General features: G+C 64.3%; 25 protein-coding genes and 1 pseudogene. 20 read left to right on the top strand and 6 right to left on the bottom strand.

Annotated features, from left to right (window positions below):
* Window positions 1-35: 35 nt before the first annotated feature.
* The 4 genes from cobG to QMO80_RS26065 are packed head-to-tail and all read left to right on the top strand — an operon-like array spanning window position 36 to window position 3,542.
* Entirely contained in the window at window positions 36-1,418 is a 1,383-nt protein-coding gene (cobG, locus tag QMO80_RS26080; RefSeq protein WP_283201213.1) for a precorrin-3B synthase, read from the top strand.
* Window positions 1,419-1,420: 2 nt separating this feature from the next.
* A complete protein-coding gene (locus QMO80_RS26075; protein ID WP_283201212.1) occupies window positions 1,421-2,053 on the top strand; it encodes a precorrin-8X methylmutase in 633 nt (210 codons plus the stop codon).
* A complete protein-coding gene (locus tag QMO80_RS26070) occupies window positions 2,050-2,781 on the top strand; it encodes a precorrin-2 C(20)-methyltransferase (RefSeq protein ID WP_283201211.1) in 732 nt (243 codons plus the stop codon). The genes QMO80_RS26075 and QMO80_RS26070 overlap by 4 nt, the downstream gene beginning before the upstream one ends.
* Window positions 2,778-3,542 (top strand): precorrin-3B C(17)-methyltransferase, encoded by a 765-nt coding sequence (locus QMO80_RS26065; RefSeq protein ID WP_283201210.1) that lies wholly within the window; start codon window positions 2,778-2,780, stop codon window positions 3,540-3,542. Before QMO80_RS26070 ends, QMO80_RS26065 begins: the two co-directional genes overlap by 4 nt.
* Here the strand turns inward: QMO80_RS26065 and QMO80_RS26060 are convergent.
* Complete coding sequence (locus tag QMO80_RS26060; protein ID WP_283201209.1) at window positions 3,506-4,276, bottom strand: cobalt-precorrin-6A reductase; 771 nt, start codon at window positions 4,274-4,276, stop codon at window positions 3,506-3,508. The two genes, QMO80_RS26065 and QMO80_RS26060, sit on opposite strands and share 37 nt — an antisense overlap.
* Here QMO80_RS26060 and cbiE point away from each other — a divergent pair.
* Both cbiE and cobM read left to right on the top strand, forming a co-directional pair.
* Window positions 4,275-5,507, top strand: coding sequence for a precorrin-6y C5,15-methyltransferase (decarboxylating) subunit CbiE (cbiE, locus tag QMO80_RS26055; protein ID WP_283201208.1), 1,233 nt, complete (start codon window positions 4,275-4,277; stop codon window positions 5,505-5,507). The two genes, QMO80_RS26060 and cbiE, sit on opposite strands and share 2 nt — an antisense overlap.
* Before the next feature lie 4 nt (window positions 5,508-5,511).
* The gene (cobM, locus tag QMO80_RS26050; protein WP_283201207.1) at window positions 5,512-6,270 is read left to right on the top strand and encodes a precorrin-4 C(11)-methyltransferase; all 759 of its coding nucleotides are present in this window, start codon (window positions 5,512-5,514) and stop codon (window positions 6,268-6,270) included.
* Between the two features lie 58 nt (window positions 6,271-6,328).
* Here cobM and QMO80_RS26045 read toward each other — a convergent pair whose 3' ends face one another.
* Entirely contained in the window at window positions 6,329-7,141 is an 813-nt protein-coding gene (locus tag QMO80_RS26045; RefSeq protein WP_283201206.1) for a TIM barrel protein, read from the bottom strand.
* A 163-nt stretch (window positions 7,142-7,304) separates the two neighbouring features.
* Complete coding sequence (locus QMO80_RS26040; protein WP_283201205.1) at window positions 7,305-8,333, bottom strand: LacI family DNA-binding transcriptional regulator; 1,029 nt, start codon at window positions 8,331-8,333, stop codon at window positions 7,305-7,307.
* 132 nt (window positions 8,334-8,465) lie between these two features.
* Here QMO80_RS26040 and QMO80_RS26035 point away from each other — a divergent pair, with 132 nt between their 5' ends.
* The 13 genes from QMO80_RS26035 (at window position 8,466) to QMO80_RS25975 (ending at window position 21,700) form a co-directional block, all read left to right on the top strand.
* Complete coding sequence (locus QMO80_RS26035) at window positions 8,466-9,554, top strand: fatty acid desaturase family protein (RefSeq protein WP_283201227.1); 1,089 nt, start codon at window positions 8,466-8,468, stop codon at window positions 9,552-9,554.
* 21 nt (window positions 9,555-9,575) lie between these two features.
* A complete protein-coding gene (locus QMO80_RS26030) occupies window positions 9,576-9,890 on the top strand; it encodes a MocE family 2Fe-2S type ferredoxin (protein ID WP_283201204.1) in 315 nt (104 codons plus the stop codon).
* A gap of 11 nt (window positions 9,891-9,901) precedes the next feature.
* Window positions 9,902-11,125 (top strand): NAD(P)/FAD-dependent oxidoreductase, encoded by a 1,224-nt coding sequence (locus QMO80_RS26025; protein ID WP_283201203.1) that lies wholly within the window; start codon window positions 9,902-9,904, stop codon window positions 11,123-11,125.
* A 29-nt stretch (window positions 11,126-11,154) separates the two neighbouring features.
* Window positions 11,155-11,973, top strand: a complete 819-nt coding sequence (locus QMO80_RS26020) for a 3-methyl-2-oxobutanoate hydroxymethyltransferase (protein ID WP_283201202.1) — start codon at window positions 11,155-11,157, stop codon at window positions 11,971-11,973.
* Window positions 11,974-12,346: 373 nt separating this feature from the next.
* Window positions 12,347-13,276 carry a hypothetical protein gene (locus QMO80_RS26015; protein WP_283201201.1) on the top strand — a complete coding sequence of 310 codons (930 nt, stop codon included), beginning with the start codon at window positions 12,347-12,349 and terminating at the stop codon, window positions 13,274-13,276.
* A gap of 69 nt (window positions 13,277-13,345) precedes the next feature.
* Window positions 13,346-14,317, top strand: coding sequence for a quinolinate synthase NadA (gene nadA, locus QMO80_RS26010; protein WP_283201200.1), 972 nt, complete (start codon window positions 13,346-13,348; stop codon window positions 14,315-14,317).
* Window positions 14,314-15,849 (top strand): L-aspartate oxidase, encoded by a 1,536-nt coding sequence (locus QMO80_RS26005; protein ID WP_283201199.1) that lies wholly within the window; start codon window positions 14,314-14,316, stop codon window positions 15,847-15,849. Before nadA ends, QMO80_RS26005 begins: the two co-directional genes overlap by 4 nt.
* Complete coding sequence (gene nadC / locus QMO80_RS26000) at window positions 15,827-16,747, top strand: carboxylating nicotinate-nucleotide diphosphorylase (protein ID WP_283201198.1); 921 nt, start codon at window positions 15,827-15,829, stop codon at window positions 16,745-16,747. The genes QMO80_RS26005 and nadC overlap by 23 nt, the downstream gene beginning before the upstream one ends.
* 303 nt (window positions 16,748-17,050) lie before the next feature.
* Complete coding sequence (locus QMO80_RS25995) at window positions 17,051-19,003, top strand: BTAD domain-containing putative transcriptional regulator (RefSeq protein WP_283201197.1); 1,953 nt, start codon at window positions 17,051-17,053, stop codon at window positions 19,001-19,003.
* Between the two features lie 102 nt (window positions 19,004-19,105).
* A complete protein-coding gene (locus QMO80_RS25990) occupies window positions 19,106-19,249 on the top strand; it encodes a hypothetical protein (RefSeq protein ID WP_167347838.1) in 144 nt (47 codons plus the stop codon).
* A 13-nt stretch (window positions 19,250-19,262) separates the two neighbouring features.
* Window positions 19,263-20,627 (top strand): YcaO-like family protein, encoded by a 1,365-nt coding sequence (locus QMO80_RS25985; RefSeq protein WP_283201196.1) that lies wholly within the window; start codon window positions 19,263-19,265, stop codon window positions 20,625-20,627.
* Window positions 20,624-21,367, top strand: coding sequence for a TfuA-like protein (locus QMO80_RS25980; protein ID WP_283201195.1), 744 nt, complete (start codon window positions 20,624-20,626; stop codon window positions 21,365-21,367). The genes QMO80_RS25985 and QMO80_RS25980 overlap by 4 nt, the downstream gene beginning before the upstream one ends.
* Window positions 21,368-21,433: 66 nt before the next feature.
* The gene (locus tag QMO80_RS25975) at window positions 21,434-21,700 is read left to right on the top strand and encodes a hypothetical protein (protein ID WP_049736306.1); all 267 of its coding nucleotides are present in this window, start codon (window positions 21,434-21,436) and stop codon (window positions 21,698-21,700) included.
* Between the two features lie 149 nt (window positions 21,701-21,849).
* On the opposite strand, the gene QMO80_RS25970 is transcribed toward QMO80_RS25975, so the two are convergent.
* Window positions 21,850-22,254: a helix-turn-helix domain-containing protein gene (locus QMO80_RS25970; protein WP_283201194.1), complete on the bottom strand. Its 405-nt coding sequence runs from the start codon at window positions 22,252-22,254 to the stop codon at window positions 21,850-21,852.
* 286 nt (window positions 22,255-22,540) lie between these two features.
* On the opposite strand from QMO80_RS25970, the pseudogene QMO80_RS25965 reads away from it, so the two are divergent.
* Window positions 22,541-23,377 (top strand): annotated as a pseudogene (locus tag QMO80_RS25965) (tetratricopeptide repeat protein); the annotation flags it as partial.
* Window positions 23,378-23,418: 41 nt separating this feature from the next.
* Here QMO80_RS25965 and QMO80_RS25960 read toward each other — a convergent pair.
* Both QMO80_RS25960 and QMO80_RS25955 read right to left on the bottom strand, forming a co-directional pair.
* On the bottom strand, window positions 23,419-24,255 hold the full coding sequence (locus QMO80_RS25960; RefSeq protein WP_283201193.1) for an amidohydrolase: 837 nt from the start codon (window positions 24,253-24,255) through the stop codon (window positions 23,419-23,421).
* Window positions 24,256-24,333: 78 nt separating this feature from the next.
* Entirely contained in the window at window positions 24,334-25,119 is a 786-nt protein-coding gene (locus QMO80_RS25955; RefSeq protein WP_283201192.1) for an IclR family transcriptional regulator, read from the bottom strand.
* Window positions 25,120-25,399 lie beyond the last annotated feature (280 nt).

The following is a 25,399-nucleotide window of genomic DNA, read 5'->3' as shown; positions in this document are numbered from 1 at the left end:
CCGCGATCATGTAAGAAACGGACAGAGGATAAAGAATGGGCATCGACACCGCCAAGGTTATCGACGGGAGAGGCGAGACGGAGCTGCAGCGCCGCGCGGCGGCGAAGATGCGCGCGCGCGGCGCCTGCCCCGCCCTCGCCACACCGATGTCGACCGGCGACGGTCTGCTGGTGCGGCTGCGGCCGGCCGGCGGCGCGTTGACCCTGCCGCAATTCGCAGCACTGGCTCGCGCAGCCGCGGCACACGGAAACGGCATTCTCGAGATCACCGCACGCGGCAATCTGCAGATCCGCGGGCTGCGGGCCGAGACCGTCGGACAGCTCGCCTCCGATATCGATGCCGCCGGCATTGCCGTGCCGGACGGACCGGCGGTCGAGATCTCGCCGCTGCACGGCATCGACCCGGAAGAGGTGAGCGATCCGGCCGCCATGGAGCTGGCTTTGCGCGGCAAGCTCCGCGATCTCCTCACCTCGCCGCGGCTCGCACCGAAACTGTCGATCGTCGTCGACGGCGGCGGAGCCTTCGGCTTGTCGGCGCTTTCCGCCGATATCCGTCTCGTTGCACAATCGCCGGCGCATTGGCTTGTTGCGATCAACGGCGATGGCGAAACGGCAACACCGGTAGTGGTTGGCCCTGCGGAAGCGGCGGTCTCTGCCGTGGGCGAGGTTCTGAGCCTGCTGGCAAAGCTCGGGCAGGGCAGCCGGGCACGGGATATCGATCCGGCGCGTCTGCGGGCAAGCTTTCCCACCATCAGCGAACCTCGATCCCTTCCATCCCGCGTGGCCAAGAGGCCGCTTGCCGGCCTACACAGACTGGCGGACGGCAAAACCGTGCTCGGCGTCCGGCCGGAATTCGGCCAGATCCGCGCGGCCGATCTGATCGCCCTGCTTGATCTCGCCAAGGCCTCTGGCGCAACCGCGATCCGGCTGGCGCCCGGCCGCAGTTTCTTCCTGCTCGGGCTTGCGGCAGAGGCGGCGCCGGCCGTGCAGACCGCGGCAGCCGAAAGTGGCTTCGGCGCCCAAGCCTGCGAGAAAGCCGAGCATATCGCCGCTTGCGCCGGCGCCGGCGCCTGCGGTTCCGCCTTCTACAAAACACGCAGTCTGGCGCGCCGCATCCTGGCGGCGGCACCTGCCCTCTTCGACGGTTCGCTGACGCTGCATCTCTCCGGCTGCGCCAAGGGCTGCGCGCATGCCCGGCCGGCGCTGACGCTGACGGGCACGGCTGAAGGCTACGACCTCATTCTCCACGGGCTCGCTGCGGATCGGCCGGATGAACGGATCGCTGGCGGTCGGATCGATTTCGCTATAGAGAGGCTCGCCCGGTCCATCGAAGACAACAGAGGCGCTGGCGAATCGGCTGCCGCCTGCCTTACACGGCTTGGCGCAACCGGTCTTTCGAAGGCGCTGCGACAGGAATAAGAATGCCAGACTACGATTATATCCGCAGCGGTGACGCGATCTACGAGCGCTCCTTTGCGATCATCCGCGCCGAGGCCGATCTTTCGCGCTTCACCGAAGATCAGGCCGACATCGCCGTGCGCATGATCCATGCCTGCGGGCTGGTCGAGGCGGCGGAGCATTTCCTGTTCTCCGCCGATGTCGTCAGCGCCGCGCGCGACGCGCTGAAGGCCGGGGCGCCGATCTTCTGCGATGCGGAGATGGTCTCCCAGGGCGTGACCCGAGCGCGGCTGCCGGCGCTGAACGAGGTCATCTGCACGCTGCGCGACCCCGCCACCCCGGAACTGGCCCTCAAGATCGGCAATACGCGCTCGGCCGCCGCCATGCATCTCTGGCTCGACCGGCTCGGCGGCAGCGTCGTTGCGATCGGCAATGCGCCGACCGCACTCTTCCACCTGCTCGAACTCCTGCGCGACGGCGCCCCGAAACCCGCAGCGATCCTCGGCATGCCGGTGGGCTTTGTCGGCGCGGCGGAATCGAAGGATGCGCTGGCGGAGAATTCTTACGGCGTCCCCTTTGCCATCGTGCGCGGCCGGCTCGGCGGCAGCGCGATGACAGCCGCCGCCATCAACGCGCTGGCGAGGCCGGGCCTATGACGACAACAGGCCGTCTCATCGGCGTCGGCACGGGTCCCGGCGACCCGGAGCTTCTGACCCTCAAAGCTGTCCGCGTCATCGAAAGCGCCGACGTCATCGCCTATTTCGCCAAGCAGGGCAGGGGCGGCAACGGCAAGGCGATCGTCGAACCGCTGCTGAACTCCGGTATGACGCTGCTGCCGCTCTATTATCCCGTCACCACCGAGATCGATAAGAACGACGATCGCTATCAGAGCCTGATCACCCAGTTCTACGACCGGTCTGCCGAAACCGTCGCCGGCCATCTCGATGCCGGGCTGACCGTCGCCGTGCTCAGCGAAGGCGATCCGCTGTTCTACGGCTCCTATATGCACCTGCATGTCAGGCTTTCCACACGCTATCCGACTGAGGTAATCCCCGGCATCAGCGCCATGTCCGGCTGCTGGTCCCTGGCAGGCATGCCGATCGTCCAGGGGGACGACGTGCTTTCCGTACTGCCCGGTACGATGGCCGAGGCCGAGCTGACTCGCCGCCTTGCCGATACGCAAGCCGCCGTCATCATGAAGGTCGGCCGCAATCTGCCGAAGATCCGCCGCGCCTTGGCGGCGGCCGGCCGGCTTGCGGAGGCCGTCTATGTCGAGCGCGGCACCATGGCGAATGCAGCGATGGAAAAGCTCGCCGACAAGACTGAAGGCGATGCACCGTATTTTTCGCTGGTCCTTGTGCCGGGCTGGGAGGGCAGCCGATGAGCGGCCGGCTTTTCGTGATCGGCACCGGTCCCGGCAATCCCGAGCAGATGACGCCGGAAGCGCTCGCCGCCGTCGATGCGGCAACGGATTTCTTTGGTTATGGACCCTATCTCGACCGGCTGCAGCTTCGCGACGATCAGCTAAGGCATGCCTCCGACAATCGCGAAGAACTCGACAGGGCAGGGGCGGCCCTTTCCATGGCAGCGGATGGCTCGAAAGTCTGCGTCGTCTCCGGCGGCGACCCCGGTGTCTTCGCCATGGCTGCCGCCGTCTGCGAGGCGATCGAGAACGGACCGGCCGCCTGGCGCGCGGTCGATCTCACCATCCTGCCCGGCATCACCGCCATGCTGGCGGTGGCGGCAAGAGCCGGGGCGCCGCTTGGGCACGATTTCTGCGCCATCTCGCTCTCCGACAATTTAAAGCCTTGGAATATAATAGAAAACCGCCTCGAATTGGCAGCCAGGGCCGGCTTCGTCATCGCCCTCTATAATCCCATCAGCCGGGCGCGGCCCTGGCAACTCGGCGAAGCCTTCAAACTGCTGCGCGACCATCTGCCGGCAACGACCCCCATTATTTTCGGGCGCGCGGCCGGGCGGCCGGACGAGCGTATCGTAGTGCAGAAGCTGTCACAGGCGGACGCCTCGATGGCCGATATGGCGACCTGCGTCATCATCGGATCGGCCGAAACGCGGATCGTCACGCGGCCCGGCCGGCCGGACCTCGTCTATACCCCGCGTTTCATGGCAGGGGGGAAGAGGTGATCGACCGCTGCCAGCGCCGCCTCGACAGTTTCGACCGTCTTGACCGTGGAGACCGCCGCGCGCGTGACCATCATCACCTCGATGCCGAGCAGGCGGGCCGCCTCGATCTTCGCATAGGTGGCCGCGCCACCGCTGTTCTTGGCAATGACGGCGTCGATGCGGTGTCGCTTCAGCAGAGTGCATTCGCCTTCCAGCGTGAAGGGACCGCGATCAATCACATAGTCGACATTGACAAGCGCCAGCGGCGGCTCGACGGGATCGACGCTGCGGATGAGATAGAAATGCTGCGGCGCCGCCTCCGCATGATGCGCGCCCTGCCGGCCCGTCGCCAGCAAGACCCGGCGAGGGAAGGGGCCGAGCGCCTCGATGGCCGCCGGAATGCTCCGCACCTCCCGCCAATGATCGCCCGGCAGGCGCTGCCATTCGGGACGGCGCAGCGCGATCGTGGCGATACCGGTGGTCTCGGCGGCAAAGGCGGCGTTGGCGGAAATGCGCTCGGCGAAGGGATGCGTGGCATCGATCAGCAGATCATATCCGCCGGCCTTCAGAAAATCGGCCAGCGCCGCAGCCCCACCGAATCCGCCGATGCGAACCGGAACCGGCTGCGCGGCCGGTTTTTCGGTGCGGCCGGCCAGCGACAGAAGAACATCGCCATTTCCCTGCGCCGCCAGCGCGTCGGCGAGCAGGCGCGCTTCGCCGGTACCGCCGAGGAGCAGAATGCGAGGTCTTCCCATGTCTGATATCTCCCCTGCTTCCGGCCCGCGCTGGCTGACTATTATCGGCATCGGCGAAGATGGTCCAGAAGGGCTTGGCGAAGAGGCAAGGCGGCTGATCAAAACCGCACCGGTTGTCTTCGGCGGGGCGCGGCACCATACGCTTGCGGCGTCGCTGATATCAGGCGAAAGGTTTTCTTGGCAGAGCCCGTTCGAGCGCTCGGTCGATGCCATCCTCCAGAGGCGCGGCACGCCCGTCGTCGTGCTCGCCTCCGGCGACCCGTTTCTCTACGGCGTCGGTGCAACGCTTTCCCGCCATGTGGCGGCGGAAGAGATGCGCACCATCCCGGCGCCATCGGCCTTCAGCCTCGCCGCCTCGCGTCTCGGCTGGCCGCTGCAGGACGTCACGGCGATTTCGCTGCATGGCAGACCGACCGACCTGATCCGGCCGCATCTACACCCCGGGCGGCGCATCATCGCGCTGACCTCGGACGAGAAGGGCCCGGGTGATCTGGCTGCCCTGCTTGCCGCCGGTGGTTTCGGTCAGTCGCAGCTTACCGTGCTCGAGGCGCTGGGCGGCACACGCGAACGGCGAAGACATGCGCTGGCCGCGGATTTCGACCTCACGGATATCGATTCCCTCAACGTCTGCGCCCTGCAAATCGCGGCAGGGGAGGGGGCTCGCATTCTGCCTTTCGCCGCCGGGCTCGAGGACGCGCTGTTCGAGCATGACGGACAGATCACCAAACGCGAAATCCGGGCGATGACGCTGTCCGCGCTCGCGCCGCGCCATGGTGAGCTGCTCTGGGATATCGGTGCGGGCTCGGGATCGATCGGCATCGAGTGGATGCTGGCCAATCCGTCGCTGACGGCAATCGCCATCGAACAATCGCCGGAGCGGGCCGCGCGCGTTGCGCGCAACGCATCCGCCTTCGGCGTGCCGCATCTCGCCGTCATCGAAGGCACGGCACCCGGCGCGCTGGCGGGCCTGCCGGAACCGGATGCGATCTTCCTCGGCGGCGGCGGCAGCGAGCCCGGCGTCATCGATGCCGCGATCGCCGCGCTGAAGCGGGGCGGGCAGATCGTCGCCAATGCCGTGACGCTGGAGATGGAAGCCGTGCTCCTCAGTGAACACGCAAAACGCGGCGGCTTTCTCACACGGATCGAAATATCGCGTGCCGAGCCCATAGGCGGCATGAGCGGCTGGCGGCCGGCCATGCCGGTGACGCAATGGCGCTGGACGAAAGGATGAGGGAATGACGGTGCATTTCATCGGCGCGGGACCGGGTGCTGCGGATCTGATCACGGTGCGCGGCCGCGATCTCATCGCCCAATGCCCGGTCTGCCTCTATGCCGGCTCGATCGTCTCGCCGGAACTGCTGCAATATTGCCCGCCGGATGCGCGTATCGTCGATACCGCGCCGATGTCGCTCGACGAGATCGAGGCGGAATATCTGAGCGCCGCAGCGGCCGGCCAGGATGTCGCCCGGCTACATTCCGGCGATCTCTCGGTCTGGAGTGCGGTCGCCGAGCAAGTGCGCCGGCTCGAGAAACACGGCATCGCCTATACGATGACGCCGGGTGTGCCGGCCTTTGCGGCGGCCGCCTCGGCACTCGGGCGCGAGCTGACCATCCCGTCAGTGGCCCAAAGCCTGGTGCTCACCCGCGTTTCCGGCCGGGCGTCGCCGATGCCGAACGACGAGACGCTGGCGAAATTCGGCGCGACGGGCGCCACACTGGCGGTCCATCTGGCAATTCATGCGCTGAAGCAGGTGGTGGAGGAATTGACACCGCTCTACGGCGCCGATTGCCCGGTCGCGATCGTCGTCAAGGCCTCCTGGCCGGACGAACGCATCCTGCGCGGCACGCTTTCCGATATCGAGGCCAAGGTCGCGGCCGAACCGATCGAACGCACGGCGATCATCTTCGTCGGCCAGTCGCTCGCAGCGGCGGATTTCCGCGAGAGCTCGCTCTACGACCCGGCCTATCAGCGCCGGTTCAGGGGCCGGGAATAATGTGTCACGATCGGCCGCTCGCAGGCGGCCGATCGTAGGACGACGTCTCGCTCAGACTTCAAACCCGCGCGGTCAGATAATCCATGCTGGCGCGAAGCGCGCCGGCCGGGTCCTTCACGGCGTGCACTTCCGCCGCAAAGGGCTCGAAGGAGAAAGGCCCCTTATAGCCCGCCTGCAGCAGCGCCTTGATCTGCCCGGCATTGTCGAGCCGGTCGTCGCCGTCGACGAGCACACGATGGGAATCGCGCATATCGGCAACGGAAACGGCAGGGTCGCTGACCCCGGAAATGTGCACTAGGCCGGAAAGCTCCGGGAAGGTCGCGGCTTCCCCGGCAAGGTGATGGTGGAAGGTGTCGTGGACGAGCTTGAAGGTCGATTGTGCGCCAAGTTCCCGGATCGCCTCGGCCGCCTCGGTCTTCGAACGCAGCGAGCAGATCTCGAAACCGAGCGGCTCGACGAGACCTGTGATGCCGGCTTTCTCGAGCATCGGCTTCAGCGCCGTCAGCGACTGGCGCAGATTGGCCTGGCGCTCGCCGTCGGCGCAGCCGGTGCCGTCGTTCTTCGGAACGAGCACAAGCGCCGCGGCGCCGCAGGCGCTGGCATAATCGATCAGTTCCTGCGCTTCAGCGGCCCTTGCGGCATTCCACTCGTTGAAACGCTGCAGGGCGTTGATCGAGATGATCGTCAGGCCGTGGCGGCTGGCTGCGTCCTTGATCGCTTCCGGTTTGGTACCGTCGAGAATGGCATTGCCGGAAAGATCGTTGCGGATCTCGACCGCGTCGATGCCGAGCGACTTTGTCAGCGCGAAGAAATCATCGATGGCGAGCGACGGTGCGGCCATATGGTTGAGCGCAAAGCGGATCGAAGTCATGACGGATATATCCTCCTCGTCTCCGCGGCATAAGCGGAGCAGTTCCTCGTGAATGGGCCTGCGAATCTCTATCGGAATTCCCGTGGCAATCCATCGGCCATCGCCGCCGCCCGCTTTCATTGCTGAAAGAATTTCAGCCGAAATGATAGAATCCCATCATTCCTCAGATGTTCTCCGAGATATGGATATCGAAGGGTAGGAAGAACTGGCCGGGAACGGCCGTTTCGCTGTTTTCGATTGCGCTCGTCATCAGCGCTATCAGCTCCTTGCACAGTGCGGGCAGGGGCGTGCCGATCGCCATGGCGACGATATCGTCGGCAAGCCCGGCCTTGCTGTCGGGCGTCAGCTCGTTGACGACGAGAACGATCCTGCCGCCGAGACTTTCCTCACGGATCGCCGAGATCGCGCCCTCCATGCCGCCGCCGCAGACATAAAGGCCGACGAGATCGGGATGTTTCTGCAGCAGCGTCAGCGTCGCCTCATGAGTGATTTCAGCGGTTTCGAGGTTGATCAGCGTATCCAGGACATCAAACTCAGGTGCATTCTCGCGGAAATAGGAACGGAAGCCGATTTCCCGCAGTTCATGGCCGTGGAAACGGTGGCTGCCGACGAAACAGGCGACCTTGCCGGGCTTGCGCGCCGTGCGCGCGATCGCCCAGGCGGCGGTGCGGCCGACCTTGCGGTTGTTGACGCCGACATAGGCGTCACGCACGCCGGTGGCGAGATCGGAGAGCAGCGAGAAGACGGGAATGCCGCGCTCCTTCAGCTCCTCGACCGCCGTCGTCACCGCCGGATAATCCGGGCCGACGAGCGCAACGGCCTGGTTGCGGGCGCCGAGCATCCTGATCTTCTCGACGATCGCCGCCGGCGTCGCGGCTGAAGGAAAATCGATCTGCGTCTGGATGCGCGCGCTCGTCACCAGCCGCGCTGCGGTTTCGATCTCGCGCACGAAGCTCTGGTAGAAGGCCTGCGTCGGTTTCTGCAGCAGAAAAGCCAGCTTGTATTGCGGCAGATCCTCGAAGACGCGCTGCCGGATGAGACCGACGGCATGGTAGCCGATCTCCTGCGCCGCGTCATAGACCCGCCGCGCCGTTTCCTCCCGCACGCGGTGGCGGGCATTGAGAACCCGGTCGACGGTGGCGATGCTGACGCCGGAGGCGCGGGCAAGATCGGATATGGTGGGGCGGCGCATCGGCGTTCCTGATGGATTCAATCATGAATGCGAGCCATTCATGATAGTTTTTGATAGATTACATCAAGCCTGCATTGAGCCTCTTCCGAAGTCAACCTATTCTCTCAGCAACGGCATAACGGGAGGCGGATGATGACGATCCAGGCAAAGAAACGGGACTACGATCTGCTCGGCGAAAGCGGCCGCACCGCTGTCGAGACGGGGCTGGCGGCAGCGCAATGGTACCACACGGAAATTCCGCGCAAGGAAATGAAGGCGCTGATGCAGCGCTCGGATGCCCCGGCGATCCGTGACACGGTTATCTGGCTCGGCAGCATGGTGGTCCTGGCCGGGCTCGGCGTCTATTTCTGGGGTTCGTGGATCGCGCTGCCCTTCTTCCTTGCCTATGGTGTGCTTTACGGCTCGGCCTCCGACAGCCGCTGGCACGAATGCGGCCACGGCACCGCCTTCAAGACGCGCTGGATGAACGACGCCGTCTATCAGATCGCCTGCTTCATGATCATGCGCAATCCGGTGACCTGGCGCTGGAGCCACACACGCCATCACACCGATACCGTCATCGTCGGTCGCGATCCCGAGATCGCCGTCATGCGGCCGCCCGACCTCGTCCGGCTGGTCCTCAATTTCTTCGGCATCCTCGATGTCTGGCATGCGATCGTGGACATGCTGCGCAATGCCGCCGGCATCATCGGCGCGGCGGAAAAGACTTTCATTCCGGAGATGGAGCAGCCGAAGGCGATCCGCATCGCCCGCATCTGGCTGGCGATCTATCTCGCCACGATCGCCGCAGCACTCGTCATGGGTTCGATCCTGCCGCTGATGTTGATCGGCCTGCCCCGCCTCTACGGCGCCTGGCACCATGTGCTGACTGGGCTTTTGCAGCATGGCGGCCTTGCCGACAACGTCATCGACCACCGGCTGAACAGCCGCACGGTCTATATGAACCCGATCAGCCGCTTCATTTACTGGAACATGAACTACCACGTCGAACATCACATGTTCCCGATGGTGCCCTACCACGCGCTGCCGAGGCTGCACGCGATGATCAAACACGACCTGCCGGCGCCGAACCCGTCGATCTGGTCGGGTTATCGCGAGATGATCCCCGCCTTCCTGCGCCAACTGCGCAACGAGGATTACTGCCTGAAACGCGAGCTGCCGGCCACCGCGCGGCCCTATCGCGAAGAGTTCCACAACGAGCTGGCTGCGGCCGCGCAATAATCACCATCGAGGGAGGATAAGATGAGCGGAAATTGGATCGAAGTCTGCGGCAAGGACGAGATCGACGAAGAGGATGTCATCCGCTTCGATCATGGCGGACGCACCTTCGCGGTCTACCGCAGCCCGGACGACGAATTCTACGCCACCGACGGTCTCTGCACCCATGAACATATCCATCTCGCCGACGGGCTTGTCATGGATGAGATCATCGAATGCCCGAAACATAACGGCCGCTTCAATTACAAGACGGGCGAAGCCAAAGGCCCGCCGGTCTGCGTCAATCTCAAGACCTATCCTGTGAAGGTCGAAGGCGGCGCCGTCTTCATCTCGCTCTGAGGGAAGCTGTCATGGCCCATTTCGTTATCCTGGGGGCGGGCGAATGCGGCGCACGCGCCGCTTTCGCCCTGCGGGAAAAAGGTTTTGACGGCGAAATAACGCTTGTCGGCGCCGAGCCCCTTCATCCCTATGAGCGGCCGCCGCTTTCAAAGGCGGGTGCCGATGCAGGCGATCCGAAATTCATCGCCGCGGCGGAGAAATACGCCGACAGCGGCATCCGCCTGGTGACCGGCCTAGAAGCCAGGGATTTCGACACGGCATCCAGGACCGTCAGCTTTTCCGACGCGACGACGCTTTCCTATGACAAGCTTCTGCTGGCAACGGGTGCCGCCGCGCGTTGGCTTGCCGGCGCGCCTGAAACTAGCGCCCATATTCGCGCGCTCAGAACGCATCATGATGCCACGGCACTGCGCGATGTGATGAAGCCGGGGAAGCATATCGCCATCATCGGCGGTGGCTTCATCGGCCTGGAACTGGCGGCGACCGCCCGCCTGCTCGGCGCCGGGGTCACCGTTATCGAGGGACTGGAACGCGTGCTGAAACGCGGCGTGCCTGATGAAATCGCGCAGCTCCTGACCGAGCGCCACCGCGCCGAGGGCGTCGATATCCGCTGCGGCGTCTCGATCGAGAGGCTGAGCGAGGAAGGCGGAAAAGCCCTGATCCGGTTGTCGGGCGGCGAGGCGATCGAAGCCGATCTCGCCCTTATCGGCATTGGCGCCCGGCCGAATGCCGAGATCGCCGAAAGGGCGGGGCTGACGATCGAAAACGGCATTGCCGTCGACAGCTATCTCCAGACCTCGGCGCCGGATGTCTTTGCGGCCGGCGACTGCTGCTCCTTTCCGCTGGCGATTTACGGCGGCCGGCGGGTGCGGCTCGAATCCTGGCGCAACGCCCAGGAGCAGGGCACATTGGCCGCGGCCAACATGCTCGGTCTCGGCCAGGCCGTTTCCGCCGTGCCGTGGTTCTGGTCGGATCAATACGACACGACGCTGCAGATAGCAGGTCTTGCCGAAGGGGCGGCCACGCATCAGCGCCGCGACCTCGGGGCCGGCGCCTTCATTCTGTTCCATCTCGATGCCGACGGACGGCTGATCGCCGCAAGCGGCATCGGCCCGGGCAATGCGGTGGCGCGCGACATCCGCCTCGCTGAAATGCTGATCGCAGCGCGTTCCCATCCCGATCCGGCGGCGCTGCGAGCCAATGGCGTCAAACTGAAATCTCTGCTGGCCGCCTGAGCCGCCCGATATACTCAAAGGAATTGACGATGAAGAAACACAAGCGCGCGACCGTCGCCGACCTGCTGGCGGAAAAAGGCAAGCGCCAGCTCACCATGCTGCGCGTCACCTCGCTGGAGGAGGCCGAAGCGGCCGAAAAGGCGGGCATCGACATCGTCTCGGTGCCGCCCTCGCTGCTCGGCCCGGTCTTTCGGGAGATCGCGCCGACGCCCTTTGCCATCCCCGGCCTCGAATATGGCGATCATGTCTCGGCGGAAGATTATCTCCGCGCCGCCTTTGCGGCGCTGAAGGCCGGCGGCGACGCGGTCTATTGCGCCGCCAGCCTGCAGACGATCCGGCGCCTGCGCGATGAGGGAATCCCGGTCTGCGGCCATCTCGGACTGATCCCGTCGAAGGCGACCTGGACCGGCGGCTTCCGCGCCGTCGGCAAGACGGCGGCAAGTGCGGCCGAAATCTGGCGGCAGACCAAGGCGCTCGAAGAGGCCGGCGCCTTCGCCGCCGAAATCGAAGTCGTGCCGGGCGATGTCGCCGCCGCCATCAGCAGCAACACCTCGATGCTGATGATCTCCATGGGCGCCGGCGGCGGCTGCGACGCCCAATATCTCTTCGCCGACGACGTGCTCGGCGCCAATCGCGACCATTATCCACGCCACGCCAAGGTCTACCGCAACTTCGCCGCCGAACACGACCGGCTGCAGCGCGAACGCATCGCCGCCTTCACTGAATTCGCCGAGGATGTCCGCACCGGCGCCTACCCGGAAAAACGCCATCTCGTCGGCATTGACGAAGCGGAGCTGAAGACTTTTCTGGAGAAGCTGGCTGGCGAGAGGGGGAATCGTTCAGAGTAAGTGCTTGGCTGAGAAGCGAAAGATGCCTTTCGCTTGTCGCTCAAGGCGTTCGTCGCTGACGCTCCTCACCCCCCTCATCTGCCCTAACGGGCATCTTCTCCCCGCTGGGGAGAAGGGGGAGCAAGCTGCCCGGTCACCATACCTACAGCACAGGTCTCGAGGGACGCGAGAGGGTGCCGCGATTCCCCTTCTCCCCAGCGGGGAGAAGATGCCGGCAGGCAGATGAGGGGGTGCGCGGCAAAGCCGCGCCAAGCAACGACAAACCAGAGACAAAGGGCAAACCGCGGGTAACGCCCGACATCGCCTCGATAATGTGGGCAACACCCCGAACTCCTCGGCCCGCCATTGGCTTCCGTCCCCGCCTGTGTCAGGAATGACCCATTCGGAACGGAGTATTCGGTCCCCTGTGACGATCGGCTTTGCGCATGCGGAATTGATTGCGGTGCTCGTCGCAGTGACGGGGGACGAGCCGCGTGTGATGACCATCCGCTCCGGCAATGCGCTGCCGTCCGGCCCTTTCGAAATGGGCCATCGCACCCTGCAATCGGGCCTGCGCGAATGGGTGCAGGAGCAAACCGAGCACCCTGTCGGCTATCTCGAACAGCTCTATACTTTCGCCGACCGCGACCGGAACAACGACATTCCGGGCGGGCGAACGATCTCGATCAGCTATCTCGGCCTCGTCAACGAACAGTCGGGCGCCGGCCGGCCGGGATGGCATGGCTGGTACGAATATTTCCCCTGGGAAGACCATCGCCACGGCCGGCCAGTCGTGCTCGACGAGATCATGACACGCCTGAGGGACTGGGCCGATGCCGATCCCTTCAGGCGCGACCACCGCCATCGCCGGGCGGATTTCACCTTCGGCCTCGACGGCGGCGGCTGGAACGAGGATCTGGCGCTGCAGCGCTACGAACTGCTCTATGAAGCCGGGCTGGTCGCCGAAGCCGGATGCGCCGCCGAAGCCAATCTCGGCCGGGCGATGTTTGCCGATCATCGGCGCATTTTGGCGACAGGGATCGCCAGGCTGCGTGCCAAGATCAAATACCGCCCCGTCGTCTTCGAACTGATGCCCGAAAGTTTCACGCTCTTGCGCCTGCAGCGCACCATCGAAGCCTTGGCGGGGCTGACGCTGCACAAGCAGAATTTCCGCCGCCTGATCGAGCAGCAGGAACTGGTCGAGGAAACCGGCGGCACGGAAAGCGAAACCGGCGGCCGGCCGGCCAAGCTCTTCCGCTTCCGCCATACTGTGCTCGAGGAACGCGCACTCGCCGGAACAAAATTACCGCTCTCCCGCAATTGACATATGCTCATGGTGAGAATATCTATTTGCCCATGATATGCTCAAATAGAGCATAATTAGGAGCCGGCCATGAACCACCCTGTTTCCGCATCCTCGCTCTATGAGCGCGTCAGCCGCGTCATTCCCAAAGCCGAATGGATGTCGTTCGAGAACGATGTCGACGCCATCCTCGACCTCAAGCGCCGCCGCAACGCCGTCATCCTCGCGCACAATTACCAGACGCCCGAGATCTTTCATGGCGTCGCCGATATCGTCGGCGACAGCCTGGCGCTCGCCCGCAAGGCGATCGACGTCGATGCCGACGTGATCGTGCTGGCCGGCGTGCATTTCATGGCCGAGACCGCCAAGTTGCTCAATCCTGAGAAAACCGTGCTGATCCCGGATCTCGGTGCCGGCTGTTCGCTGGCGGATTCGATCACGCCTGAAGATATCGCGCTCTTGCGCCAGGCCCATCCCGGCGTGCCCATCATCACCTATGTCAACACCTCGGCCGCGGTGAAGGCCGCCTCCGACATCTGCTGCACCTCCGGCAATGCCAAGCAGGTGGTAGAATCGCTCGGCGTTCCCAAAGTGCTGATGATCCCCGACGAATATCTGGCGCGCAACGTCGCCCGCGAGACCGACGTCGAGATCATCGCCTGGCACGGCCATTGCGAGGTGCACGAGCTCTTCACCGCGGACGACGTGCGCCAGCTGCGCGAAAACCATCCCGGCGTGACGGTGCTCGCCCATCCCGAATGCCCGCCCGAGGTGGTGGCGGAGGCCGATTTCGCCGGCTCGACCGCCGTCATGTCGGATTATGTCGGCAGCCGGAAACCGGCGCGGGTCGTGCTGCTCACCGAATGTTCGATGAGCGACAACGTCGCGGTGCACCATCCTGACGTCGAGTTCATTCGCCCCTGCAATCTCTGCCCGCATATGAAGCGGATCACGCTGGCCAATATCCGCGCGGCGCTTGAGGAAAACCGCCATGAAGTGACGGTCGATCCGGCGATTGCCGTGGCCGCGCGCCGCGCCGTCGAAAGGATGCTGGCGATATGACTGAGATTCTCCACCATCTCGCCGGCCGCACGGTGATCGTCGGCAGCGGCCTTGCCGGGCTGATGACCGCACTGACATTGGCGCCCAAACCGTGCGTCATCGTCACGCGCGCCGCCCTCGGCACGGAGACGTCGAGCGCCTGGGCCCAGGGCGGCATCGCCGCCGGCATGGGCGCCGACGACAGCGCCGAACTGCATCTTGCCGATACGCTTGCCGCAGGCGACGGGCTCTGCGATCCCACAGTTGCCGCCGGCATCATTGCCGAGGCGCCGGCGGCGATCGCAGCGCTGGAGCAGGCCGGCGTGCGTTTCGACCGCAATGCCGCGGGTGAACTTTCGCTCGGGCTGGAGGCCGCCCATAGTCGCCGCCGCATCGTCCATGCCGAAGGCGATGGTTCGGGGGCGGCGATCGTCGCCGCCCTGGTGCGGGCGGTGAAGCAGACACCGTCCGTCACCGTGCTCGAAGGTTTTGAGGCGCGGCGGATTTTGATGGAGGGCGAGCATGTCGCCGGCCTGCTCTGCGCGACCGTGAATGGGGCCGCCATCCTGCCGACATCAAAACTGGTGCTCGCCACCGGCGGCATCGGCGGGCTTTACGACGCGACCACCAATCCGATGGGCAATTTCGGCCAGGGCATCGCGCTCGCGGCAAGGGCGGGCGCCGATCTCGCCGACATGGAATTCGTCCAGTTCCATCCGACGGCGCTCGATTCCCGCCGCCGGCCCTTGGCGCTGGTCAGCGAGGCGGTGCGCGGCGAGGGGGCATTGCTCGTCAATGAACGCGGCGAACGTTTCATGGCCCGCATCCCGGGCGCCGAGCTTGCGCCGCGCGACGTGGTGGCGCGCGCCATCAGCGCCGAAATCGCCCGCGGCGGCCGCGTCTTCCTCGATGCCCGTGCGGCACTCGGCAGCCGCTTTGCCGCACGCTTTCCCGTCATCGCATCCCTTTGCGGCGAGGCCGGCATCGATCCGGCAAAAGACCTCATTCCGGTGCGCCCGGCCGTTCACTATCACATGGGCGGCGTCGCCACCGATGCGAACGGCCGCAGCTCGGTTGCCGGTCTGTGGGTCACCGGCGAAGCGGGTTCGACCGGCCTGCATGGCGCCAACCGGCTTGCCAGCAATTCGCTGCTGGAGGCGGCGGTGATGGGCATGCGGGCAGCGCGCGACATCTCGGCCATGCCGGCGCGCGCTGCCGGCACCATCCTTGTCGATAGACTGCCGGCGCCCGCCGATGCATCGCTCGTCCGGCCGATCGTCTCGCGCCATCTCGGCGTGCTGCGCAATGCCGGCGCCGTTGAGGGCGCGATCGCCGCCTTGCTGCCGCTTGCCGAAGGCGACGGGCCTGCCGCCGATCCGGCTATCGTCGCGCTGCTGATCGCCGTCTTTGCCAGCCTGCGGATGGAATCGCGCGGCGCCCATGCCCGCACCGATTTTCCGCTGAAGCTCGGCACTGCCGACCGGTGCCGCATGCGCCTTTCCGAAGCGCTGGAGATCGCCCGCGCGCCCTATGCCCTTGCCAGGAGTGCCTGAGATGAGCCCTGTTCCGCTTCCGCGCCTGATCGTCGAACCGCTGGTGCGCGCAGCCCTGCTCGAAGATCTCGGCCTTGCCGGCGATATCACCTCGGCCTCGGTCATCCCTCACGATCACCGCTCGACGGTCGTCATGGCCGCCCGTCAGCCGGGCGTCATCGCCGGTCTCGACGCGGCCGAACTCGCCTTCGCCCTCGTCGATCCCGGGATCGCCATGCGCCGCCATCTCCAGGATGGTGACGCGGTCAAGCCCGGCGACGTGATCGCCACCATCGAAGGTCCGTCACGCGGCCTGCTGACGGCTGAGCGCACCGCGCTGAATTTCCTCGGCCATCTCTCCGGTATCGCGACGGTCACGGCAGAGATCGCCGCCGCCATCCGCGGCACCAAAGCCTCCGTTGCCTGCACCCGCAAGACGACGCCGGGGCTGAGAGCGCTGGAGAAATATGCGGTGCGGGCCGGCGGCGGCATGAACCACCGTTTCGCGCTGCATGACGCGGTGCTGATTAAGGACAATCACGTCGCCATCGCCGGCGGCGTTGCCGAGGCGATCCGCCGGGCCCGCGCCGGCGTCGGCCATCTGGTGAAGATCGAGGTCGAAGTGGACAGGCTCGATCAGCTGCGCGAAGCGATGCAGACCGGCGTTGACGCCGTCCTGCTCGACAATATGACACCGGATCAGCTGCGCCAGGCCGTCGCCATCGTCGCCGGCCGGGCGATCACCGAGGCATCCGGCCGGGTCACGCCGGCAACGGCCGCCGCAATCGCCGCCTCCGGCGTCGACCTGATTTCGGTCGGCTGGCTGACGCATAGCGCCCCGGTACTGGATATCGGGCTCGACTTCGTCGAGACGACTGCCACGGAAACAAGCCCGAAACGGGTTGCGCAGATGCTCTAACTATTTAGTTTAGAACAGGATTCAGATTTTCCGCCGATCCGGCCTAAAATCATCCTGTTCTACTCTGCTGGCTATGAAGGCCGGCCGAGGCTCAAACAATTCCCCGCCACAGAGCGCCCGCAGCACCCCATCGGCAAGTGTTGGCGAAGCATCTTCTCGGCGAGCGACAGGCGAAAATGCAAATATTCGCTGAAACTTCTTCCCTTTATAGCAAAAACCGCTATGCGCGGCGCTCTTATAGCTCTAACATGTTTTCGCGACCGCTATGTTTGCGCGCCATGGCTTTCAGGGGTGAGAACCGGGATGCAACGGACATCCGGACTGATGTCGAGGAACAGGCTGTGCCTGCTCGGAAGACCGAGGCTGCTGGCAGCGGGGAGGGAACTCCCTTTGCCGGAGAAGTCTTATTTTCTCCTCGCCATGCTCGCCGCCGAAGCCAATCTCGAACTCGACCGCGAAACCGTCAGGCGGCAGCTCTGGCAATCGGAACTGCCGGAAAAACGGGCAGGCAGCCTGCGCCAGCTGCTGTCGCGCATCGAGCAGAGCATTCCCGCCGACCTTCCGCCGCTGCTTGCCGCGACCCGAACCCATATCGGGCTTGCGGATGGCTGGGAGGTCGACGTTCATATCCTGAAACAGAAAGGGCCGCTCGCCCCCGAAGACAGCGATATGCTGAACGGCGAACTGCTGGAAGGCGCCAAATCGCCGACGCAGGGCGCCGAGGACTGGCTGACCTTCGAACGCCAGCGCATCGACGAATGGCGCTCCGCCCATCTGACCCGGCTGATCGAAATATCGGAAGACCGCTCCGACGACGGGCAGGTCGCGCTTGCCAGGCGCCTGCTGGAACTCGACCCTGCCAGTGAGACGGCCTATCGCGCCCTGATGCGCACCCATGTCAGGATGAACGATCCGGCCGCGGCCCGCCAGGCCTATCTGAAATGCAAGAGCCAGCTGAAGGACGAGTTCGATACCGAACCGGAGGAAAGCACCACAGCGCTCGCCCGCGAACTCGGCCTGATCCCGGCGGCACAGGCAGCCGCGCCGGAGCGCCCATCGGCGCCTGGCATGTTCGGCGACCTGCTCGGCCAGCCGCGCATCATCATCCTGCCGCCGGAAAGCATCTTCACCGATCCGCTGATGGAGCGTGTCGGCAGGGCGCTTCTTGAAGATGTCACCATCGGCCTCAGCCAGCAGCGCGGCTTCAAGGTGATCGCGGCGCATACGAGCCTCGAAATCCTCAGCCGCTCGATCGATCCGGCGCGTGCCGTGCCCGGCCCGCTCGACCTCAGCTTCGACTATGCGGTCTACGTCACGATCCAGGGCCGCGACGAGGATGTCTATGCCACCTGCCGGCTGACGCGGACGACGACGTCGGAAGTGATCTGGGCGCTGGAACTGCCGCTGGTGATGCAGAAGATCAGCGAATCCTTCGCGCATCTGACGCGGCGGATCGTCTCCTCGCTCGCCGACACGATCGAGCGCCACGAACTGGCGATGCCGATCGGCGATGCGCCGGCCTCCGCCTATCGTCTTTACCTGGAAGGCAAGCGGCTGATCGCCCAGACCGACCTGCAGCATCTGCGCCAGGCGCGCAAATGGTTCAAATCCTCGCTCAATCGTTATGAGCATTTCTCGGCCGCCCATGCCGGCGTGTCGCGGGCGCTCGGCATGGAATGGCTGATCCGCGGCATGCGCGATACCGACCTGCTCGATGAGGCGAACGGCGCCGCCCGGCAGGCGCAGCAGTCCGACCCGAACAGCGGCCGGGCCTACCGCGAGCTCGGTTTTGTCGCGCTTTATCGCCGCCGTTTCGACCAAAGCCTCGAATATTTCCAGCAGGCCCAGGATCTCAATCCCAACGATGCCGATATTCTCGCCGATTTCTCCGACGCGCTTTCTCATGACGGCGATTTCGACCGGGCGCTGGAGCTCAGCCGTGCGGCCTTCAAACTCAATCCGCTGCCGCCGGACTATTATTACTGGAACCTCGGCGGCATCCACTTCATGCGCGAAGAGTATGAAAAGGCGATCGATGCGCTGGAACCGGTGAAGACGAAACAGGCGACCGCCCGCCTGCTCGCCGCCTCGCATGCCATGTCGGGCAATACGGGCAAGGCCCATGGCTACGCCAGGACGGTTCTGGAAAACTTCCCCGATTTCCGCAGCGAGGACATCCGTCACTTCGTCCCCGATCGCGATCCGGCCTTCACCGAACCGCTGATAAAAGGCCTGCAACTGGCCGGTCTTCCCTGATGCACGGCCTTTTAACGAAGCCTGTAACGCTTAAATGACGCAGGCAATGTTTCCCTCTGATGGTTAACGGCAGCGCGCTGCCCAACCAATCGGAGATGGAACATGAAGACGAATGCTGAAAGCACCGCAGTTCAGACACAGTCCCTGCGCTTCTCTGCAGCTGCCAGAGCAGCGATGAAACAAGACGAACTCAACGTTTCCGCCAATGCGCTCGAAAGCCTGACGCATGCGCTGAGGTTCCGTTAAGGACGAGACCGGTATGTCCGCTTTCGCCGATCAAGAGCAATTCCAGCAAAAATGTGAAGCGGTTTTGCATCCGGGATTGCGTGAAAACAAAGAGATAGAGCATTTTCGTGATCCGAAGAAAAACGGAAATGCTCTTGAGACGCTCGCCGGTGACCTCGAACGATCATCGGCCGGCGTCAGCGAGTATCATGACCGCGCCGTCACGCCGGCGCAGACCCTGGCGACCATCAGGCCGCATCTGCGCGAATTCGGCATTACCCGCATCGGCCTGCTGACCGCGCTCGACGTCCTGAACATCCCCGTCGCCTTCGCCACGCGGCCGAACAGCCATACGCTCTCGGTCTTCCAGGGCAAGGGCATCGACAATGATGCCGCCATGACCTCGGCCGCCATGGAGGCGATCGAGACGCGGATTGCCGAAATCCCACCCGCCGACCTGACGCAGGCGACGGTCGAGGGCATGCGGGCGGAACATGCCGCCATGATCGATCTCGACAATGTCGCCCGCTGCGCGCCCGACGAGATCGGCACAGGCCTCATTCCCTGGTGCTCCGGGCTCGATATCCTTTCCGGCAGCAGCGTCTTCGTGCCCTGGTGGCTCGTCGGCCTCGATCACCGCGGCGAAAGGCCGCCGGGTTTCGAGCAGTCGAGCGACGGGCTCGCCTCCGGCAACACGCCGTCCGAAGCGGTCCTGCATGGGCTTTGCGAGCTGGTGGAGCGCGACGCCTGGGCACTGACCCAGCTGAAATCGCCGCAGCGGCTGAAGGAAAGCCGCATCGACCCCGCCTCCTTCGGCGATGCGGTCATCGACATCATGACCGATCGGATCACCCGCGCCGGCATGCGGCTGCTGCTGCTCGACATGACCACCGATATCGGCATTCCCGCCTTTCTCGCCGTCATCATGCCCGGCAATCTTTCCGACCGTGTCGATGCGCGCTGGGCCCATGTCTGCGGCGGTTGCGGCTGCCACCCCGACCCCGTGCGCGCCGCGCTGCGCGCCATTACCGAGGCGGCGCAGAGCCGGCTGACCGCGATTGCCGGCAGCCGCGACGATTTTTCGCCGCGCGTCTATCAGCGGCTCGACCGGAGCGAGGCGATGCAGCAGGTGGTCGAGCTCTGCGAGGGCGACGGCCGGATGCGCGCGTTCCAGGCCCGTCTTCCCCGCGCGGCGACGATCCAGGACACCATCGGCCAGATTGCCGGCCGGCTGGCTGCAACCGGCATCGAGCAGATCGTCGTCGTGCCGTTTGCGCATCGGGTCCTGCCCGTCTCCGTCGTCAGGGTGATCGTGCCGGGCCTGGAGGTCGATATCTCGGGCCAGTACATCCAGCTCGGCATGCGGGCGGTCAACACCATGAGAGGAGCCCAGTCATGAAGGTGCTGTTCGTCGGCCCGAGCCTTGGCAGCGATCTCACTGCTGCGAGAGCCATGTCCCCCCGCATCGATTTCCGGCCGCCGGCCGCCTGCGGCGATATCCTGAAGGCCGTTCACGACGGCGCCACCGCCATCGGCCTCGTCGACGGATATTTCGGCGATCTGCCCTCGGTCTGGCACAAGGAAATTCTCTTCGCGCTCGAGCACGATGTCGCCGTTGCCGGCGGCGCCAGCATGGGCGCGTTGCGGGCGGCCGAATGCGCGCCCTTCGGCATGGTCGGGCTTGGCTCGATCTTCGAAGATTACGAGGCCGGGCGGCTGCTCGACGACGAGGCCGTCGCGCTGGTGCATGCACCCCAGGCGCTCGGCTGGCTGCCGCTTTCGGTGCCTTGGGTCGATTTCGAGCCGACCATCGATGCGCTTTTTGCCGGTGGCGAGATCTCGTCAGGCGAGCGCAAGAAACTGCTGCTTGCCGGCCGTTTCCTGCATTTTTCCGAGCGCACCTATGCCAAGGTCGCCGACGAATGCCATTTCCGCAAGCCGCGCCGCGACCAGATCCTCGCCGCTATCCGCCAGCATCGCGTCGAGCGCAAGCGCAGCGACGCCCGGCTGGTGCTGGATTGGCTGCGCCGGGACGAATTCCTGCCCGTCAACCGTGACTGGCGCTTTGCCGCCACCTCGCATTGGGAGCTGCTGCACGCCGAAGTCACGCGCAATACGGTTCCTGTAACGCTTGAATAACGGTCACGGCGGAAAGATACAGTGGTGATGGAATCGTAGGGTTTCACGGCCAAAGGGGCGGGAACGATGTTTGAACAACGCAACGAAGGTACAGGCAGCGAATACGCAAGGATCTTCCGGCTGCTGTCGGCAGCCAAGGAGGAGGCTGAAAAGCTTCAGCTGCGGAATCTGATGCACCTCACGAACATGGCGCTGCTGCAGGTCGCAATCGATTGGGACGGCATAGATCCCGACAGGGAACTAGACGTCAATCTCGAAAAACTGCTCGGCAGCAAAGCCAAGATCGCAATGAAGGATGCCAGCGAGAATCTGATCCTGATCGATCGCCATTGATCCCGATCAATGTCCGATTGATCCAGATCCCAATCGAAGCCATTGGTCGCGATCGGTCCCCGATCGATAGATACTATCGATCACGATCGCCACTGTTGATCACCGATCGATCATCATGCGGTTTGCCCGGACCGCGTGAAGATCAGGGTTTATTCTGCCGCGTCGCCGTCCATCTGTTCGGTATGCGCGATCGCCTGGACGAGCTTCAGGATCTTCTTGCGAAGAGCTTCGTTCTTGATCGAAAAGAACGCCGCATTGAGCAGCACGCCTTCGCGCGAGATGATGAATTCCTCGCTCGGAGCCGGGTTGTCGTTGGCCGTATCGGGTGTCGACAGATCGTCGAAAAACGTCCTGACATCGACCTTCAGCGCGCCGGCGATTTCAACCAGCATGCTGGCGGAAACGCGGTTGGAACCCTTTTCGTATTTCTGGATCTGCTGGAACGTTACACCAACCCGATCGCCCAGTTCCGTCTGAGAAACTTTCCTCAGCAGACGCTGGATGCGAATGGTCTTTCCGACGTGAACGTCGACGGAATGCGGTTCTTCTTTCATTTTTTCCCTCCTGAGGACACCGGATTAGAAGTATTCGCCAAATCCGTGTCTGACAACTTTTACCTGAGATGGATAAAGCTAGCAATTGCTTGGCGGTAAGTCGTCCCAAACCGAAACACAGCGTCGCTTCATCCTTACAGAAGCAAAAGACATGCCAAAGTAGCACTTTTATAGGGCACAGCACATCACGTGATTTCGTGACGCGGCGTCCTGCGGGGAGGGCAGGTTGCTTTCATGGCGCTGCTGAGAACAGGATGCCGAAATCACTCGGACTTTTCGGCATCATGCCTTGTCGGCTGTCGGCGCTATCGCCCCCAGCCTGCGACGTGCCGAAATCGATAGGGTGAAGCGCAAGCGCCCCGACAGCCTCGATGCTTACGATCTCGTGCTGCGGGCTCAACCCGACGTCGATTCCGGCATGCCGGAGCAGGTTGCGCAAGCGCTGGTGCTGCTCGAACGAGCCATAGAACTCGATCCGGCTTATGCCCTGGCGCATGGCAATGCCGCCATGTGCCATCATTGCCTCTTCCTCCGCGCCGGCTTGCAGGAAGTCAACCGGTCCGCCTCGATACGCCATGCCCGCTCGGCCATCCTTCACGGACAGGATGATGCATCCGCGCTGACCCTTGCGGGATTCTCCATCGGCATGGATGGGCATGACCGCAAGGCTGCCTTCACCGCATTGGAAGCGGCGCTCTCCATCAGCCCATCATCGGCTCTGACCTATATCCTGGGAAGCGTCATTTTCGGATGGAGCGGAGAAGCGGAGCGGGCTATCGAGTGGAGCGAGCGGGGCATGCGCCTAAGCCCGTTCGATCCATGGGCTTTTGCCGCATTCGATGCACAGGCGATGAGCCATTTGTTGCGCGGTCGCTATGATGAAGCCTGCCGCGCCGCCTACAGGTCCGTTCAGGCCAATCCTGCACACAGCATCGCGCATGTGCAATTGACTGCCGCCCTGGCCAAGCTCGGTCGGCTGGAAGAAGCCAGAGCGGCTGCCGCGCGGGTCCTTGAGCTGCATCCGACGTTTCGCTTCGGCCGCCAGTTCGCGGGCGTTGACTGCGCACCGGCGCTTGCGACATGCCTTGGCGATGCGCTGCGTGCCGCCGGTCTGCGGGAGTAGCGCGCAGAAGGCGCGGCACGCCTGCCGCAAAACGATCCCTGTCAGAGTGACCAGAGCCGCTGTGCATTGGCAAAGAGCAGCCTGGACCGCTCCGCCTCGCTGCTGCCGGAGAGCACCGCATGGGTCGCGGCGACCCAGGTAGACAGGCCGCCGCCGAGCGTGCAGACCGGCCAGTCGCTGCCCCAGACGACACGATCCCAGCCGAAACTTGCAATCACATGCTCGATATAGGGCTGCAGCGTTTGCGCTGTCCATGTCCTGGCATCGGCATAGGCAACGACGCCGGAGACCTTGCAGACGACGTTCGGCCGGCGGGCAATCTCCGATATGCCGGCCTTCCACGGCTCGAAGGCATCGGAGCGAATATCGGGCACGCCGCAATGGTCGAGCACGAACTGCACATCCGGCGCGAGATCGACGAGGGCGGCCACGCGGCCGGCCTGATGCGGCAAGGTACAGAGGTCGAAAGTCAGACCACTGCCGCCGATGCGGCGGATGTTTTCGCGAAACAGGGCGCCTTCCGACACGTCGTCGGGCACGACATGCAGCACGCGGCGGAACCCCTTGACGAAAGGATCGGCCTTTTGCCGATCGAGATAGGCGGCAAAGCCTTCCTCCTCAGGCCGGCAGGAGACGATGGCGCCGGCAATCAGGCTGCCTGCCTTCCCCGCGATGCCGGCGATGTGGTCGGTCTCGCCCTGCATGGCAGCGGGATCGACGTCGACCTCCATGTGCAGGGCCGTTGTGATGCCGCAGCGCCGCGCCTCGGCCGCATAGGTTTCATAGAGAAAATCACGATCGAGATCGGGCAGCTGGGAAAGCCAGGGATAGGGCAGTGCCGAGCGATCGATAATGTGCAGATGGGTGTCGATGAGCACGCTTTTCTCCTCCAAAGGCAGGCTGTGGCGCAAGCTATCCCCCGTGAATGGATTGTTCAAATAGAAATTGCCGCCCGTTCAGGCAGGGCTTACGACGTCGGCGCCGGCCAGCAGCGACAACTGGTTGGCGGTCTTTTGCACCAGCATGATCGCCTGACTGATATCGGGCGCCGTCGGCGCGTTGACGAGCGCGATGAAGGGGCAGGTGAGGGCGGCGATGCAGCGTCCGTCCGGCCCGAGGACGGGTGCGGAGAGATTGTAGACGCCTGATGTCTGGGCGCTCGCCATCATCTCGTAGCCGCGCTCGCGGATTTGGTCGAGACGATCGTAGAAATCAGGCCCGAGTTCGATCTCCGCGCGGCTGCGCACATGTTCGGAGATCATCATTTCCCGCTCCTCCGGACTGCGGAAGGCGAGCAGCACATGCCCCGAACCGGTGTCGAACAGGCTGATATGGGCGCCGATGCGGATCGAGAAGCCCCAGTAGTCCGGCGCCTCCTGCTGGGCGATGACGACGGCCGCGCCGCGATCGAAGACGGCGAGGTGATTGGCCTGGCGCGAGCGCTGGGCGAGATCGCGCATCAGCGGCGTGGCATAGGAGGCGAGCCGGCGCACCGGCGTGTGCAGTTGCGCCAGACCGAAGAGCTTCAGTGTCAGCGAATAGCGGTCGCCGTCCAGCCGGGTGACGTAGCCGCGGCGCACCAGCCGGTCGAGCATGCGGTAGAATTCATTGGGGCTGCGGTCGAGCCGCTTGGCGATATCGGCCTGGGTGAGGCCGCTGTCGACGCCGGCGAGCAATTCCAGGATATCGAGGCCCTTGTCGAGCGCAGGAGCGCGGTAGCGGTCTGACTCCTCGGTCTCCATTCCTTCCTCCTGTGAATATCATTCTGCATATACGCAGAACCGCAGCCGGAAAAGGAAAAGTTTGCGCTTGACCCTTGGCCGATCGTCTGTTTGTCTATAAACAGACAAATCATCGTTGAAGATGCAGCTTTACATTGGGTGCAATATCGCACGTGGAAAACACGGCAGGCTGCCGGCGCCATATTGCCGGAGGGCGGCCACAGCGCGCAAAATAGAAGAGGGTGAATGCCCGAGCCTTCGCCAAGACATGAAACCGCATTCGATCGTTCGGCACAGACAA

The organism is Rhizobium sp. BT03, assembly GCF_030053155.1.
Lineage (GTDB): Bacteria > Pseudomonadota > Alphaproteobacteria > Rhizobiales > Rhizobiaceae > Rhizobium.
This window is presented reverse-complemented; position numbering and strand designations above follow the sequence as displayed.